The organism is Amycolatopsis kentuckyensis, assembly GCF_041679295.1.
Classification (GTDB): domain Bacteria; phylum Actinomycetota; class Actinomycetes; order Mycobacteriales; family Pseudonocardiaceae; genus Amycolatopsis; species Amycolatopsis kentuckyensis_A.
The window spans coordinates 24,043-39,918 of the sequence record NZ_JBGDMD010000018.1 but is presented as its reverse complement, the minus strand read 5'-3'; the positions used below and the strand labels follow the sequence as shown (position 1 = coordinate 39,918).

The window sequence follows — 15,876 nt, the reverse complement described above, 5'->3', positions numbered from 1 at the left end:
CCGCCCGCTGGCCGGCGAGGAGGTCGAAGCGTTCCCCCTGCCGTGGCGGCCGCACCGGTACCGGGTGGTCCGCGTTCTCGGGCTCACGCCGCGCGCGGCGCGGGCACCGGGCACCGCGCGCACGGCCGTTCCGATGAGGACCCGTCGGGCGTCAGCGCCGCGGCGAAGGCACCCAGGCCCGCGGCCGCTCCCGAAGGAACCATCGCGCATCATCGCCGCGGCCCGGCCTCCGGATCGCGGGCGGCCAGCACGGTGACCACGGTGGCGACGAGAGCGAGCCCGCCGTAGCCGACGGCGATCTGCGGGAGCGAGAACGTTGCGGAAAGCCGGCCGGCGACGAGGGCGGGAATCGTCGCGCCGCAGTAGGACAGGAGGTAGACGACCGTGAAGATCGGTGCCCGGTCGGCCACCCCGCTGCCTGCCAGCAAGCCGCGGGTGACCGCGCTGATCGCGATGCCCTGGCTCGCGCCCGCGACGACGGTCGCCGCGAAGAACAGCATCAGCGCCCCGGTCGCGATCGCCGCGATGAGGCCGGCCATGCCGGCCAGGAAGCCGAGCATGCCGGCCCGCTGGGCCACGGCAGGCGCGAACCGGCCGCTGATCGGCGCACCGAGCACGCTCGGTCCCATGTAGGCGGCGAACACCAGTCCGAGGGCGAGCGGACTGCGCGTGTGGAGCCGGTCTTCGACGAGCGCCGGCACGAACGCCTGGTAGAACGCCCCGGTCGCCCAGGTCGCCGGCAACACCGCCGCCGCGACGGGGAGCAGGTGCTTGACCCCGGCCGGAACGCGAACCCGGGGACGCAGCGATCGCCGGAGGCCCGGTGCCGGCGTCACGGTTTCCGGGCTGACGACGACGAGCGCGGCGGAGAGCAGGAGCAGGCCGATCACCACCAGGTAGATCAGCTCGCGCGGCCAGGGACCGAACTGCACCAGCGCGCCGGAACCGATGGCCCCGACGGCGAGGCCGAGCATGACCGTCTGGCTCGACGCGACCGAGGCCAGCCAGGCCGGTTTGGCCGGTGCGGCGTCGACGATGTAGGCCGTGAGGCTGCTGCTGGCCAGGCCCGCACCGAAACCCATCAGGAGCCGTCCCGCGATCAGGACTCCGACGTGGTGCACGTTCAGCAGGAGCACGCAGCCCAGCGAGAGCAGCCCGAGGCTTGCGATCGAGATGGGCCGCCGCCCCAGGTGGCCGGAGGCCCGGCCCAGCACCAGCAAGGTGCCGAGGGTGGCGACGGAGTACGCGACGACGGTGATCGAGATGTCGGCGTTGGTGAACCCCTCCTCGGCCCGGTAGACGTTGAACAGCGGGATCGTGGAACCCACCGCGGCGAACGACGCCACGAGAGACACCACCCCGGCCGGGAACGCCGGCGAATGCCGTCCGCCGCGCCGGGCGAGGTCGGATCTCGATGTCACAGCGCACCTCTCTTGATTTGGGCTAGATGGTCCATTAAAGGCACGCGGAGGGCAGCCGACTCGCTTCCCCGTGCAAGTCAGGGTCACATCAGCAGCCAAACAAACTTGCGCCACTCTGACAAGATGGACTAAGTAGTCCTCTTTGAGGCATGATGTGCGCGAGCCCGTCCAGCAGGACGGTCAACCGAACCGGAGTGATCACCATGTCGGCACGTACGGTCCTGATCACGGGCGGCACCAGCGGGATCGGGAAAGCGGCCGCCGAAGCCCTGCACAGCTGCGGGTACGGCGTCGCCCTCACCGGGCAACGCGCGGAAAGCGTCGCCCGAGCACGTGAGGAGCTACCCGAGGACGTTCTGGTCCTGCAGGCCGACGCGCGGTCGCTCGCGGACACGGACAAGGTCGTGGCCGAAGCCGGAGCCCGGTTCGGTAGTCTGACGACGCTCTTCCTGAACGCCGGCGTCAGCCTTCCGATGACGCTGGAAAACTGCGACGAAGCCGCGTACGACGAGGTGTTCGCCGTCAACACCAAGGGCCAGTTCTTCACGCTGGCCAAGGCGTTGCCGCTGCTGTCCGACGGCGCTTCCGTCATCGTCACGGTCGGGATCGGAGCCAGCCGCAGCCTCACCGGCAACAGCGTCGCGGCCGGGTCGCACGGCGCGATGCTGGCCATGATCCCCACCCTGGCCCTCGAACTCGCCCCGCGCCGCATCCGGATCAACGCGGTGAGCCCGGGCTTCACCGACACCCCGATGACGCGTACCGCACTCGGCACGGTGTCCGACGACGTCGCGGCGACGATGAAAGCGATGGCGGAGAAGAACCCGTTCGGCCGCCTCGCCCGGCCCGAGGACATCGCCGGTACCGTCGCGTTCCTGGCTTCGGACGAGGCCGCCTACGTGACCGGGCAGGAGATCGTGGTGTCCGGCGGCGCCGGCTTGGCCATCTGAGTCCGGGGAGCCGACACCATGGACGGACAGCAGCTGCAGCGGATCGCCGGTGCCTGCGCCACGGACCTCCCGGACGCCGCCCTCGAGCACCGGTCCGCGCCCGACTGGGACATCTACAAGGTACGTGGAAAGGTTTTCCTGCTCATGACCGACCTGCCGGGTCACCCGGTCGTGATCCTGAAGTCCGATCCGGACCACGCCGCGGCCCTGCACGAACGGCACCCGGACATCACCCCCGGCTACCACATGGACAAGAAGCACTGGATCACGGTGGCAGGCGGCGGCACCGTCGACGAGGGGCTGCTGAAGGAACTCGTGGCCGACTCCTACCGGCTGGTCGTCGAGGGGCTTCCCCGGTCGCGGCGGCCGGGCGCCGTCACCAACCGTTGTTCACCCAAGGGCAGCGGAGCACGAAGGAAGTGGCGCGGATGAGGGCGATCGTGGTGACGGACGAGGCCGCGGGCCGGGCGGGGATGACGCTGGTGGAGCGCCCCGACCCGGACGTGGCGAAGCTCGCGGACCTCGCCGGGGCGAACTACGGCGACGTGGTCGTCGAGGTCCACGCGTCGGGGTTCACCTGGGACGAGCTGTCGTGGCCCTCGACCTGGGTCGACCGCCGCGGCCACGACCGGACGCCGTCGATCCCCGGACACGAGGTCGCCGGCGTGGTTTCCGCGCTGAGCTACGGCGCCGCCGGGCTGTCGGTCGGCCAGCGGGTGTTCGGCCTGACGGACTGGACCAGGGACGGAACCCTGGCGGAGTACGCGGTCGTCGAGGCACGCAACCTGGCGCGGCTGCCCGGCGACGTCGAGTTCACGACCGGCGCGGGCATCGTCATGTCCGGCCTCACCGCGTGGCAGGGCCTGTTCGTGCACGGCCACCTGGAGCCGGGCCGAAGCGTCCTCGTGCACGGCGCGGCCGGTGCCGTCGGCTCGATGGCGGCGCAGCTCGCGCGCGAGGCAGGCGCCTACGTCGTCGGCACCGGGCGCGCGGCCGACGCCCGGACCGCGCGGGATTTCGGGGCGAACGAGTTCGTCGACCTGGAGAACGAGAAGCTCGAGGACGTCGGCGACGTGGACCTGGTGTTCGACGTGTTCGGTGGTGACCTCGGCGCGCGGTCGGCGAGCCTGGTCCGGGCCGGCGGAACGCTGGTCACGATCGCCGGCCCAGCCGAGGTCCGGCCGGCCGACGGCCGCACCGTCGACTTCGTGGTCGAGGCCGACCGGGCCCAGCTGGGCGAGATCGTGCAGCGGGTGCGCGACGGGCGCGTGCGGCCCCACATCGGGACCGTCGCGTCGCTCGACGACGCCGTCGCCGCCTTCAACCCCGCAGAACGCAAGAAGGGGAAGACGGTCATCCGCGTGCGCCCGTGACCGGAGCGCGGCCCTCGCCGCGGATCCGGTCAGGGCAGGAAACCGTTGGCCACGAGGTGAGCGCGGATGTTGCGCCGGGCGTCGAACATCGCCTTGTAGATGGCGTTGCGGTTGCTGTCCAGTTTCGCCGCGAGGGCGTCCATCGGGATGTTGTCGACCGCCAGGGCGACGAAGACGGTCCGCTGGCGTTCGGTCAGCGCGTGCTCGATGGCGTGGTCGAGGGCGGCCCGCAGCTCGTTGGCCTCCACCTGGCGAAGGGGTTCGTCGCCGACGGCGGCCGGGGCGCGGTCGGTCTCGCCGCTGCCGTCGAAGGACACCCGGTGATCACGCCAGAAGTGGCGGCCGACCTTCGTCGACACCTCGAGAATGACGAACTTGAAGGCCCAGGTCCTGAACTGTGCCTCCCCGCGGAATTCGCCGATCTTGCCGGTGATCCGCATGAGTGCGTCGGCCGCGGCCTGGTGCGCGAGGTCCTCGAGTTCCGGACCGGTCAACCGCAGGGTCGGCGACCTGCGTCCGGTCTCCCTCCTCGCGATCTTGAAGAGCATCGCGTACAGCCGGCGGCAGGCGGCCTCGAAAGCCGGGCTGCCCGGGCTGAGCTCCCGGACCCAGGCGGCGGACTCGGGGTCGAAGCTCCGGCCGTCGACCAGGACCCGTCCGCCGGCGTGGAACACACCTGACGTCATGCCGCCTCCTCCTGCCTTCCCAGTAAAAGAGGACTAAAAAGTCGAAATTGTGACCGGGGTCCCGCCACTGCGGCGATGGCGCCCGAGACGAACATGGCGGCGGCGCAGATCACGCACGCCAGCCGGTAGCCGGGCAGGAACAGCCCACCCTGCGTGTAGGAATCACCGGCGAGCCCCACCAGTGGGGGAAGCCCTGCGACCCACACCAAGCCGGCGGTGCGCGCCACGGTGTTGTTGACCGCGGACGCGACGCCGACGTGACCGCCCGGCAGGGACGACAGGGCGACGGACGTCAACGGCGCCACCATCGCCGCGGTCCCGAGGCCGAACACGCACTCGAGCGGGATCGCCACGCTCCAGTAGCCGGTCTCCGGCCCGACCCGCAGCGCCATCAGCGCCGCCGTGCCGCACAGCACGGGACCGATGGCCAGCTGCGGTCCGGGCCCGATCCGGGCCGCGAGCCTCCCGCTGAGCCTCGACAGCGCGAGGCTGAGGACCGTGATCGGCACCGTGGTGCTGCCCGCCTCGGCGGGGCTGTACCCGGCGACCGTCTCGAGCGCGATCGTGAACACCATGGAGAACACGGCGAACGCGCCGTAGACGACGAACGTGATCACGTTGATGGTGATGAACGCCCGGGACTTCGCGACCGCCGTGGGCAGCATCGGCGACGCCGTCCGCCTTTCGTACCAGGCGAACCCGGCCCCCGCTCCGACGGCGACGACCGCGCTCGCCAAGCCCGATGGCCGCGTCGGGTCGGCCGGCAGCACGGTCAGCGCGTACGTCGCCGCCGCGAGCGACGCGAAAGCCAGTGCCGAACCGCCCCAGTCCATTCCGGACGAACCTTCGTCGCGGGTCTCCGGGAGGTGGCGCAGGCTGATCACCAGCACGACGGCCGCCACCGGCACGTTGATCAGGAAGATCCAGCGCCACGACCCCAGCGAGAGCAGCCACCCGCCGGCGAACGGCGCCAGAGCGCCCGCGATCCCGGCGAACCCCGACCAGGTCCCGATCGCCACCGGACGGTCGCCGGGCGCGATCGTCGCCTGCAGGATGGCCATGCTCGCGGGCGCCATCAGCGCGCCGCCGACGCCTTGCAGGATCCGCGCACCGACGAGGGTCAGCACGTCGGGAACGGCGGCGCACAGCACCGAGGCGAGGGTGAACCCCGCTACCCCGATGAGGAAGATCCTCCTTCGGCCGTACCGGTCTCCCAGCCCACCGGCGAGCAGGATGAGCGAGGCGAGGCTGAGCGTGTACCCGGTCACCGTCCACTGCAGCGACGCGAAGCTCGCGCCGAGGTCCCGCCCGATTTCGGGCAGCGCCACGTTCACGACGCTGGTGTCGATGCCCGCGATGCCGGCGCCGAGGACGGTCGCGACCAGAATCCGCCGGCCTTGCCGGGACCGGACCGGGAAGCCCGTCGGCCGCGGCAGGGTCACGATCGGGGCGCACACCGATCGAGTTCGGTGACTTCGGCTTCGGTCAGGCGGATATCGGCCGCGGCCACGTTCTCCCGCAGGTGCCGGACGCTCAGCGTCCCGGGGGTGGGAAGCAGCGCCGGCGAGCGGTTCAGGAGCCAGGCCAACGCGATCTGCGCCGACGAGACACCGTGCCGCCGGGCCGTCTCGGCCACCGGGCCGTCCTCGGTGGCCAGCGCCCCGGTCGCCAGCGGAAGCCACGGGATGAACCCGATGTTCGCCGATTCCGCGTAGTCCACAAGCGGTTCGGCGACGCGGTCGACGAGGTTGTACTCGGCCTGGACGGTTGCGATGTCGGCGTGTTCACGCGCTTCCCGCAGTTCGGCCAACGTCACTTCCGCCAGCCCGATCTGCCCGATCTTCCCGTCGTGCTGCAGATCGGTGAGGAGCCCGAGCTGATCGGCGATCGGCGCGTGCGGGCTGAACCCGTGCAGCTGGAACAGCGGGATGCGGTCGAGCTTCAGGTACCACAGCCGCGTCTCGATCTGCTTCCGGAGGAACGACGGCCGCGGCAACGGCTCCCACTCCCCCTGCGGCGTCCGGAGAAGCCCGCCTTTGACCATCAGCAGCAGATCATCGGGAAACGGGCTCAGCGACTGGGCGATGAGCTCCTCGTAGTCGAAGGGCCCCGACGACTCGGCGACATCGATGAGGTTGACCCCGAGATCGACTGCTTCCCGGAGGACGCGCGCCGCTTCAGCGGCGTCTTCGGGATGGCTCCAGACACCCGACTCGCTCATCTGAGCGGTCCCGAGCCCGAGCCGGGTGATTTCGTGGCCGCCGATCGCGTGAGTACCGCATCGGTCGGAAAGGGTTCCGGGCATGGTCGTTTCTCTTTCGGCGTGCTTCGGTCAGATTTCGGTGGGTTCTTCCGGCGGCGCCGGCTCGCCCGGAACGTCGAGGTCGTACCGGCGCAGCCGGAACACGTCGAGCCTCGTGTCGTAGTACTTGCCGGTCTGCCCGACCCAGTCCATGCCCATCCGGCGGGCGGCGGTCGCGGCGCGCCGGTTCGCGGGGCGCGCGACGGCGAAGATCTCGTCCACGCCGGCGTCGAACGCGTAGTGGGCGACCGCGTCGCCGGCTTCACCGGCGTACCCACGGCCCCACCAGGCTCGGGCGATCTGGACGCCGACCTCGAGGTCGATGTCGTCGGGCGGCAGCGGCAGCAGCGAGACCGCTCCCACCACCCGCCCGCCGGCACGTTCGGCGACCTTCCACCGGCCGGCCGGCGGCTCGGCGTCCGCACTTGCGGAAACCCAGCCGCCGAGCAGCTGCCGCATGGCGGCCAGGTCGGGAACCCGCGCCATGGCCGGCGCCAGCCACCGGGCCACTTCCCCGTCACCGAAGATGCCCAGAGCCGCTTCGGCATCGGCGGTCGTCCACGGGGCGAGCTGCAGGCGGGCGGTCCGGATCAGCGGTCCGTCGATTTCGACGGAATGCGACGCCCGGGTCACATCCGCGCTCGTGGCGCGCGCTCGGGCACGGTCGCCCGCCCGGGGAACCGGCCGTCGACCAGGTCCTTGTATTCGGGGTGATCGGCGATGTAGTCCGCGACGAAGGTGCAGTAGTTGGTGAGTTTCTCGTCTCGGGCGCGCAAATCGTCCAGTGCGTGCTTCACGAGCCGCGTCGCGATTCCCCGGCCCCGGTACCCCGGTTCGACGATCGTGTGGCTCAACGTCACCCGCCGCCCACCACGTGGCACGTGGTAGACGATCATGCCGACGACCTGCCCGTCGACCACGGCTTCGTACGAGCCGGTGTCGCCGTTGCGTCGGACGTCCATCTCGGCGGTCATTTCACTTCTCCTGGGGTCTGCTTCCGGCGTTTCGGCCGAAGGGCACGGTGAGGTGCCAGGGGGAATCTTCGAGCGGCGAACTCTCCGCGCCCGGCGAGGTGGAGCACGTCCGGGATCATGCTCAGCAGAACCGCGTTGACGTGGAGTTCGTGGTGGTCGTGCGCCGTGCTTCCACCCGGCCGGTGGGTCGTGGCGAGCATGATCTCGGTTTCGCCCAGCACCAACGCGCTGATCGAGAGTTCCCACGGCAGCAGGGCATCGTCGCCGGCGGGTGTCACGACAGCCGAGGACAGCTTCAAGGCCCCGTCGGCCGCCGGCCTCGCCGCGAAACCCAGCTGCTCAGTCACCGCGGTGGCCCTTCTCGCGACCGCTCGACGCGGCTCCGTTCTCCGCCGCTCATCATGCCCCAAAGAGAACCATTTAGTCCAGCATCTGTATCGGAACCCGCTACTTGGTCGGTCAGGTCACAGAAATACTGGACCGCAAAGTCCATGATTGGCGGATGAGAGCCCGGTCACGACTGCGGCCGCACCGCCGAGCGGAGGGCCGGAAAGCTGACCCGGCCGCGGTAGACGCGTCCGTCGACGAACAGCGCCGGGGTGCCCCGGACCCCCAGCTCGGCACCGGAGGTGTAGTCGGCCACGACGGCGGGACGGAACCGCTGCGCGGCGACGCCCGTGACGTCGCCCGCCCCGATCAGCGCCGCGTACGCCCGCAGGTGAACGTCCGTCAGCTCGCTCTGGTGGGTGAGCAGCAGGTCGTGCATCTCCCAGAACAGCTCCCCCGACGCCTCGGCGGCGAGCGCTGCGGTGAGGGCGTACGGGTGGAGCGTGAAGATCGGGAAGTGGCGGAACACCAACCGGATCGAGCCGTCCGACCCGTCGACCAGCTTGCGCAGCTCGGGTGCCGCCGCCGCGCAGTACGGGCACTCGAAGTCGCCGTACTCCACCACGGTCACCGGAGCCGAGGGATTGCCGTACAGGTGCCGATCCGGATCGACCTCACTCGGTGTCGTCACAGGCGATCCCTCCGCCGGGCGGGTCCAATCGGGACAGTGCTCGCCCGACGCTACCCGGTCGCCCGTCAGGCATACTCGGCCCGTGAAACCCGACTCGAGCCGGTTCACCGAAGGACTCCTCCCCCAGCTGCCGGCCATGGCTCGCCGCGTGAGTACGCCGCTGCCGTACGTGACGGCCGGGTTGCGCCGGTTCCTGCTCACCGAGGCCGGCAGCGCGGTCCTGCTCCTCGCCGCCACGGCAGCCGCGCTCGTATGGGCGAACGCGGCCGGCGCGAGCTACGACGCGTTCTGGGGAATCCAGGCGGGCGTGGAAGCCGGCGGCGCGCACTTCACGCTCGACCTTCGCGCCTGGGTGAACGACGTGGCCATGGTCGTGTTCTTTGCCGTGGTGGGCTTGGAGATCAGCCGCGAGGTGTCCGTCGGCGAGCTCCACGACCTGCGCTCGATCATCGTGCCGGCCTGCGGCGCGGTGGGCGGCCTGGCTCTGCCCGCGATCATCTGCTTCGCGTTCGCCGGCTCGGGCCCGGCCGCCGCCGGCTGGGGCATCCCGATGTCGAGCGACACCGCGTTCCTGATCGGCGTACTGGCGCTGTTCGGTCCCCGCTGCCCCGACCAGCTGCGGCTGTTCCTGCTCACGCTCGCGATCGGCGACGACATCGGGGCGATCACCGTGATGGCGGTGTTCTACACGCACCACGTGTCCGTCGTGGCGCTCGCCGCGGCGGCTGCGCTGGTCCTGGCGCTGTTCGCCCTGCGGGCGCTGGGCGTGTGGCGGCTGGTGCCGTACCTGCTCGTCGGCGCCGGGTTGTGGGTGGCGGTCGACGCGTCCGGGGTGCACCCGACCCTGGCAGGCGTGCTCATCGGCCTGCTCGTGCCGGCCGGCGAGGTCGACGGCCACGCCCGCGAACGCCTTCGCCTCTACGGGCGTGCGGTGATCGAGCGCGCGGACCCGACGCGGGTCCGGCTCGCCACCACCGCGATGAAAGCCACGCTTTCCGCGAACGAGCGCTTGCAGGCGATCTTGCACCCCATCAGCGCCTTCGCGATCATCCCCGCGTTCGGCTGGGCCAACGCCGGCGTGCACCTCGACGGCGACGCGCTGCGAGCGGCGATGTCCTCCCCGGTCACCCTCGGCGTCGCGGTCGGCCTGGTCGCCGGCAACACCATCGGCATTTCCCTGGGCGCGGGAATCGCACTCCGGACCGGGTTGGCGACCCTGCCCGGCCGCGTCCGCTACAGCCACCTCATCGGCGGCGCGATGCTGGCCGGAATCGGCTTCACGATCGCGTTGTTCATCACCGGCCTCGCGTTCGCCGACCCCGCGCTCCAGCAGCAGGCCAAGGTCGGCGTCCTCGGCGGTTCACTCTTTTCGGCGGTCCTGGGGTCCGTCGTGTTGCGGTTCCTCGGCGAACGCCTGCCGCTCTGCTCCTTCGACGAGCAGTTCGCCCTTCCGGAGCTGCCCGAAGGCCCGTGGCTGGAGCCGAGCTTGCCCTAGCGGCATCCCGCGCAGCCATTATCGTTGTGCCGTGAGCGACGGAGCGGCCGAGCACCGTCCCAGGACCGCGGGCCTCGACCTGCATCTGGGGCAGCTCGACGGGAACGTGCGGACCAGCCTCGCGGACGCGGTCCGCGACGCGATCCGCGCCGGCCGGCTCGCGCCCGGGACCCGGCTGCCGTCGAGCCGCGCCCTGTCCGCCGACCTCCGAGTGGCCCGCAACACCGTGGTCCGGGTCTACTCCGAACTCATCAACGAGGGCTGGCTGACCGGCCTTCAAGGATCCGGCACCAAAGTGTCCGAACGGGTGGCCGAATTCGTCGACGACCGGCCTCGGCCGGCCGGCACCCGCTCGCGGCCGGGACACGATCTGCGGCCGGGGCATCCGGACCTGTCGTCGTTCCCGCGCGACGAGTGGGTTCGCGCGGTGAAGAAGACGGTCGGCGCGGCGCCGTTCGAGGCGTTCGGCTACACGGATCCCCACGGCCGGGGCGAACTGCGCGACACCCTGGCTCGATACCTCACGCGGGCCCGCGGGCTGCGCGCGCACGCCGGCAACGTGGTCGTGTGCAGTGGCGCCGCGGAGGGAATCCGGCTCGTCGCGGCCGCGCTCGCCGCGGCGGGGGTGACGCGAGTGGCGGTCGAGGAGTTCGGCCTGCCGACCCAGCGCCGCACCTTGGCCGACGCCGGGCTCGAAACCGTTCCCCTCGCCGTCGATGCCGACGGCGTCGACCCGTCGGCACTGGAAGGACTGCCGGCGATCGACGCCGTTCTGCTCACGCCTTCACACCAGTTCCCGCTAGGGGTCACGCTGCGTTATGACCGGCGCGCGGCGATCGTCGAGTGGGCCCGCCGACGTCGTGCACTCGTCATCGAAGACGACTACGACGGGGAGTTCCGCTACGACCGCTCCCCCGTCGGCGCGCTGCAGAGCCTGGACCGCGATCACGTGCTGTACCTGGGCACCGCCAGCAAATCGCTCGCACCGGGCCTGCGCCTCGGCTGGCTCGTGGCGCCGGACCGCCTCGTCGAGGCGATCATCGCGCAGAAGGGGGACACGGAGGAAACCGTCGGGTTCGTGAACCAGCTGGCGATGACCGAGTTCGTGGAGTCGGGCGCCTACGACCGGCACATCCGGGCGATGCGCGCGCAGTACCGCCGCCGGCGACGGCACCTGGTCGAGACGCTCGCCCGGCACGCACCGGACGTGCGAGTGGCGGGGACGGCCGCCGGATTGCACGTGCTGCTCGAACAACCCGGACGCACGGGCCGCGAACTCGTGCGGCGGATCGCCGGCGAGCAGCTGACGGTCGAGCCCCTGGAGTTCTTCCGGCATCCCGACGCCGGCTCGGACCGCGACGGCGTGGTGATCGGCTTCGCCGCACCGTCGCCGAGCGGGTGGTCCGGAGTTCTGGACGCGTTGGTCCGCGCGCTCGCGTGAGCCGAGTGGTCCCCGCTCGCGCGTCCCAAGTGGACCCAGGTGCCGAGCCGGACCGGAGCTAGCCTCGCTGACAGGCCGGCGAACCCCGCGGCCACCAAGTTGCCCGCTCACCACGAGGACTCAGCATGAAAGCCATCATCGTCAAGGACCCCGCCGCCGGGGTCGACGGGTTGACCCTGACCGACCACCCGGCCCCGCACGCCGCGACGAACGACGTCATCGTGCGGGTGCACGCGGCCGGCTTCACCCCCGGCGAGCTGGAGTGGCCAGGCACCTGGGCGGACCGGGCGGGCCGTGACCGGACGCCCAGCGTGCCCGGTCACGAGCTGTCGGGTGTCGTCACCGAGCTCGGCTTCGGCACCACCGGCCTCACTGTCGGGCAGCGCGTGTTCGGGCTCGCCGACTGGACCCGCGACGGCTCGCTCGCCGAGTACACCGCCGTCGAAGCCCGCAACCTCGCGCCGCTGCCGGCCGACGTCGAGCACGCCGTCGGCGCCGCGTTGCCGATCTCCGGGCTGACGGCCTGGCAGGGTTTGTTCGACCACGGCCGCCTCCAGGCGGGACAGACAGCACTGATCCACGGCGCGGCCGGCGGAGTCGGCTCGATCGCGGTCCAGCTGGCCAAGCGAGCGGGCGCGATCGTGATCGGCACGGGCCGCGCCCACCACCGTGAGCTCGCCCTCGACCTGGGTGCCGACGCGTTCATCGACCTGGAGAACGACAAGCTGGAGGAAGCCGGCGAAGTCGACGTGGTGCTCGACGTGTTCGGCGAGGAGATCGGCGTGAAGTCCGCCGGCCTGGTGCGGGCGGGAGGCACGCTGGTCACCATCGCCGCCCCGCCGGAGTTCGAGCCTCGTTACGGGCGATCGGTCTTCTTCGTCGTGGAGGCAAACCGGGCCCAGCTCGTCCAGCTCGCCGCACTCGTGCGCGAAGGCAAGCTGCGCGTGCCGATCGGCTCCCGCCACCCGCTCGCCGAGGCATCGAAGGCGTTCGGCGCCGGACGGCAAGGTGGCGGGAAACCGATCGTCGTCGTCGACGAGTCCTAGCCGCCGCGGCCACGGAAGCGGGAGCCTTCCGGCCGCCGCCCCCGCCGTCGTTCCTGGCCCCGAAGGACCTGGCGGACCTGATGACCGACGCCCACGACGGAAACTCAACCGCCGGCGGGCTTCGTGCGTGAAGGGAGGAGCCGGGCCGTCACGTGTTGATTGTCTGGTGATTTCTGCTCTGTTCCGTTTGTCCGTGTTCCGTGTTACGTTCGGTTGACGGGCCCGCGGTAGTGCTCCGGGCTCGGCGTGCCCGCCCGCCCGGAGTGCTTCGCCGTCCCCGCCAGGCCGGTGCGCGGTTCCGTGCGCGTCCGAAGGGGAGTCCGATGCGCCGTCTCTTCGTCCTGGTTTTCGCACTGCTGTGCACGATCGTTCCCGTGGTGCCCGCGGCCGACGCCGCCGTCGCACCCAAGCCACCGCCGTTGTCCACGCCGTGGACCTCGCAGGTCAGCACCACGAACCCGCTGCCCGAGTACCCACGGCCGCAGCTGACGCGGCCCGACTGGCAGTCGCTCAACGGTGAGTGGGAGTTCCTCAACCCCGCCACCGGCGCGAACGGCAGCGTCGACCGCTACGCCGCGCCGCCGCTCGGGCAGACCCTGCCCGAGCGCATCCTGGTCCCCTACCCGGTCGAATCCGCGTTGTCGGGCATCATGCGCAACGACAACCGCGACCTGATGTTCTACCGCCGCACCTTCACCGTGCCGGCGGCCTGGGCCGGGCGGCACGTGCAGCTGCACTTCGGCGCCGTCGACTACGAAGCCACCGTGTGGGTCAACGGCGTCCAGGTCGCTTCGCACAAGGGCGGCTACGACCGGTTCGAAGCCGACATCACCGCCCGGCTGAACGGCGGCGCGAACGAGGTCGTCGTGCGCGTCTACGACCCGACCAACGGCCGCGACGAGAAGCAGCCGGTCGGCAAGCAGGCCACCACCCCGTCGGACATCTTCTACACCCCGACTTCGGGCATCTGGCAGACCGTCTGGCTCGAGCCGACCGCGCCGACGTCGATCTACTCCGTCGACATCCGCCCGAACCTGGCCGACAACACCGCACGCGTGCGGGTGTTCGGCCGCGGGGACGTCAGCGGCTACTCCGTGCTCGCCGAGGCGGTGACCGGCGGCGCCGTCGCCGGCAGCGCGACCGGCGGCTTCGCCGAGTTCTCGGTGCCGGTGCCGAACGCGCGGCGGTGGTCACCCGACGACCCGTTCCTCTACGACCTGCGCGTGTCGCTGCGCGACGCCGCGGGTACGACGGTCGACCAGGTCGTCGGCTACTTCGGCATGCGCGAGGTCGGCACGAAGAACGTCAACGGCGTGCTGCGCCCGACGCTCAACGGCGAGTTCGTGTTCCAGGTCGGCACGCTGGACCAGGGCTTCTGGCCCGACGGCCTGTACACCGCGCCGACCGACGCCGCACTGGCCTCGGACCTGCAGAAGCACAAGGACCTCGGCTTCAACATGGTCCGCAAGCACATCAAGGTCGAGCCGGCCCGCTGGTACTACTGGGCCGACAAGCTGGGATTGCTGGTGTGGCAGGACATCCCGTCGACCACGAACGCGAACGCCGACCGCACGCCAGCGCAGATCGCCGAGTTCGAGACCGAAGCACGCGAGATCGTCGACGAGCACCGCTTCTCCCCCGCCGTCATCACCTACGTGCCGTTCAACGAAGGCTGGGGCGAGTGGAACCTGGCCGAGACCAGGCGCGTCACGACGAACATCAAGAACCAGGACCCGACGCGGCTGGTCGACGCGCACAGCGGGTTCAACTGCTGCGCGTCGAAGGGTGATCCGGGCACCGGGGACATCATCGACTGGCACGTGTACACCGGGCCGGACGCGCCACGGCCGGCCGGGGCGCGGGTGTCGGTGCTGGGCGAGTTCGGCGGGCTCGGCCTGCGCAACCCGGGGCACGAGTACAGCCCCACCGGCAAGTTCTTCGCCTACGAGCAGATGGCGAGCGCGGCGCAGCTCAACGACCGCTACACCGGCATGGTCCGGGACGCACGTCAGCTGATGACCACCAAGGGCCTGTCGGCGTTCGTCTACACCGAGATCACCGACGTCGAAGGCGAGTACAACGGGCTGCTCACCTACGACCGGCGGGTGCAGAAGGTCGACACCGCGCTGGTCCGCGCGGCGCACACCGACCTGATCAACGCCTCGAAGAACCTGAACGCCGCGGTGCCGCTGACGCTCGGGCACATCCGGTCGTTCCGGGTGACCACGCCCGGGTACACCGACCGGTACCTGCGGCACGCGGACTCCTTCGCCCGCACCGACGTGCTGACCACGGGCAGCGCCGACGGACCGCGGCAGGACGGCTCGTTCCGGACCGTCCCGGGCCTCGCGAACCCGCGCTGCTTCTCGTTCGAATCGGTCAACTTCCCCGGGAAGTTCCTGCGGCACGCCGACAACCGCGTCCGCATCGACGGCGACACCGGCGGCACGTTCGCCGCGGACGCCACCTGGTGCGACCGGCCGGGGCTCGCCGCCGGCGGGACGTCGTTCGAGTCGCTGAACCTGCCGGGCCGGTACTTGCGGCACTACGACGAAACCGTGTACCTGGCCGTGAGCGGCGGCCCGAACCCGTGGGACACCGCGACGAGCTTCGCCGCCGACGCGACCTGGGACGTCTCGGCGCCGGCGCTGTGGCGCAGTTCGGTGCCCCTGGCGGTGAACGCGCGGCAGTCGCTGCGGGTGACGACGTGGGGCTACACCGACCGCTACCTGCGGCACGCGGGCGGCCTCGCCTACACCGAGGTCGTGAACAGCGGCAGCAGCGCGTTGCTCAAGCAGGACGCGACGTACACGGTGCGGCGCGGGCTCGGTGAGTCGTCGTGCTACTCGTTCGAGTCGGTGAACTACCCCGGGCAGTTCCTGCGGCACCAGGACGGGCGCGTCCGCAACTCGGTCGACGACGGATCGGCCTTGATGCACGCGGACGCGACGTTCTGCACGCGGCCGGGGCTGGGTGGCACCGGCGTGACGTTCGAGTCGCTCAACATCCCGGGCGCGTTCCTGCGGCACTTCGATTCCGCCGTGTACATCGCTTCCGGTGGCGGAACGGGTTCCGACCGTCCCCAGACGGTGACGGCGGACAGCAGCTGGACCGTCGCCGCACCCTGGGCCCCGTAACCGGAGCCGGTCCGGTGTGGACACTCCACACCG

General features: G+C 71.0%; 15 protein-coding genes. 7 read left to right on the top strand and 8 right to left on the bottom strand.

Features of this window, described 5'->3' with window-relative positions; translation table 11 throughout:
* Positions 1-209: 209 nt before the first annotated feature.
* Complete coding sequence (locus ACERZO_RS46855) at positions 210-1,421, bottom strand: MFS transporter (RefSeq protein ID WP_372672466.1); 1,212 nt, start codon at positions 1,419-1,421, stop codon at positions 210-212.
* Between the two features lie 203 nt (positions 1,422-1,624).
* On the opposite strand from ACERZO_RS46855, the gene ACERZO_RS46850 reads away from it, so the two are divergent.
* The 3 genes from ACERZO_RS46850 to ACERZO_RS46840 are packed head-to-tail and all read left to right on the top strand — an operon-like array spanning position 1,625 to position 3,744.
* The gene (locus tag ACERZO_RS46850) at positions 1,625-2,371 is read left to right on the top strand and encodes an SDR family oxidoreductase (RefSeq protein WP_372672465.1); all 747 of its coding nucleotides are present in this window, start codon (positions 1,625-1,627) and stop codon (positions 2,369-2,371) included.
* 18 nt (positions 2,372-2,389) lie between these two features.
* Positions 2,390-2,803 carry an MmcQ/YjbR family DNA-binding protein gene (locus tag ACERZO_RS46845; RefSeq protein WP_372672464.1) on the top strand — a complete coding sequence of 138 codons (414 nt, stop codon included), beginning with the start codon at positions 2,390-2,392 and terminating at the stop codon, positions 2,801-2,803.
* Entirely contained in the window at positions 2,800-3,744 is a 945-nt protein-coding gene (locus tag ACERZO_RS46840; protein WP_372672463.1) for an NADP-dependent oxidoreductase, read from the top strand. The genes ACERZO_RS46845 and ACERZO_RS46840 overlap by 4 nt, the downstream gene beginning before the upstream one ends.
* A 29-nt stretch (positions 3,745-3,773) precedes the next feature.
* Here ACERZO_RS46840 and ACERZO_RS46835 read toward each other — a convergent pair whose 3' ends face one another.
* From ACERZO_RS46835 to ACERZO_RS46805, 7 genes are all read right to left on the bottom strand, one after another.
* Entirely contained in the window at positions 3,774-4,430 is a 657-nt protein-coding gene (locus ACERZO_RS46835; RefSeq protein ID WP_372672462.1) for an RNA polymerase sigma factor, read from the bottom strand.
* Positions 4,427-5,887: an MFS transporter gene (locus tag ACERZO_RS46830; RefSeq protein WP_372672461.1), complete on the bottom strand. Its 1,461-nt coding sequence runs from the start codon at positions 5,885-5,887 to the stop codon at positions 4,427-4,429. The genes ACERZO_RS46835 and ACERZO_RS46830 overlap by 4 nt, the downstream gene beginning before the upstream one ends.
* Positions 5,869-6,651 carry an aldo/keto reductase gene (locus tag ACERZO_RS46825; RefSeq protein WP_372672460.1) on the bottom strand — a complete coding sequence of 261 codons (783 nt, stop codon included), beginning with the start codon at positions 6,649-6,651 and terminating at the stop codon, positions 5,869-5,871. Before ACERZO_RS46825 ends, ACERZO_RS46830 begins: the two co-directional genes overlap by 19 nt.
* Before the next feature lie 111 nt (positions 6,652-6,762).
* Positions 6,763-7,365, bottom strand: coding sequence for a GNAT family N-acetyltransferase (locus tag ACERZO_RS46820; protein WP_372672459.1), 603 nt, complete (start codon positions 7,363-7,365; stop codon positions 6,763-6,765).
* Entirely contained in the window at positions 7,362-7,706 is a 345-nt protein-coding gene (locus ACERZO_RS46815) for a GNAT family N-acetyltransferase (protein ID WP_372672458.1), read from the bottom strand. Before ACERZO_RS46815 ends, ACERZO_RS46820 begins: the two co-directional genes overlap by 4 nt.
* Positions 7,703-8,053: a hypothetical protein gene (locus ACERZO_RS46810; RefSeq protein ID WP_372672457.1), complete on the bottom strand. Its 351-nt coding sequence runs from the start codon at positions 8,051-8,053 to the stop codon at positions 7,703-7,705. The genes ACERZO_RS46815 and ACERZO_RS46810 overlap by 4 nt, the downstream gene beginning before the upstream one ends.
* A gap of 167 nt (positions 8,054-8,220) precedes the next feature.
* Positions 8,221-8,724, bottom strand: coding sequence for a DsbA family protein (locus tag ACERZO_RS46805; RefSeq protein ID WP_372672456.1), 504 nt, complete (start codon positions 8,722-8,724; stop codon positions 8,221-8,223).
* Between the two features lie 82 nt (positions 8,725-8,806).
* On the opposite strand from ACERZO_RS46805, the gene nhaA reads away from it, so the two are divergent.
* The 4 genes from nhaA (at position 8,807) to ACERZO_RS46785 (ending at position 15,843) form a co-directional block, all read left to right on the top strand.
* Positions 8,807-10,219, top strand: coding sequence for a Na+/H+ antiporter NhaA (gene nhaA / locus ACERZO_RS46800; protein WP_372672455.1), 1,413 nt, complete (start codon positions 8,807-8,809; stop codon positions 10,217-10,219).
* Between the two features lie 31 nt (positions 10,220-10,250).
* Positions 10,251-11,660, top strand: a complete 1,410-nt coding sequence (pdxR, locus tag ACERZO_RS46795) for a MocR-like pyridoxine biosynthesis transcription factor PdxR (protein WP_372672454.1) — start codon at positions 10,251-10,253, stop codon at positions 11,658-11,660.
* A gap of 125 nt (positions 11,661-11,785) precedes the next feature.
* Positions 11,786-12,706, top strand: a complete 921-nt coding sequence (locus ACERZO_RS46790; protein ID WP_372672453.1) for an NADP-dependent oxidoreductase — start codon at positions 11,786-11,788, stop codon at positions 12,704-12,706.
* A 323-nt stretch (positions 12,707-13,029) separates the two neighbouring features.
* Positions 13,030-15,843, top strand: a complete 2,814-nt coding sequence (locus tag ACERZO_RS46785; RefSeq protein ID WP_372672452.1) for an AbfB domain-containing protein — start codon at positions 13,030-13,032, stop codon at positions 15,841-15,843.
* Positions 15,844-15,876 lie beyond the last annotated feature (33 nt).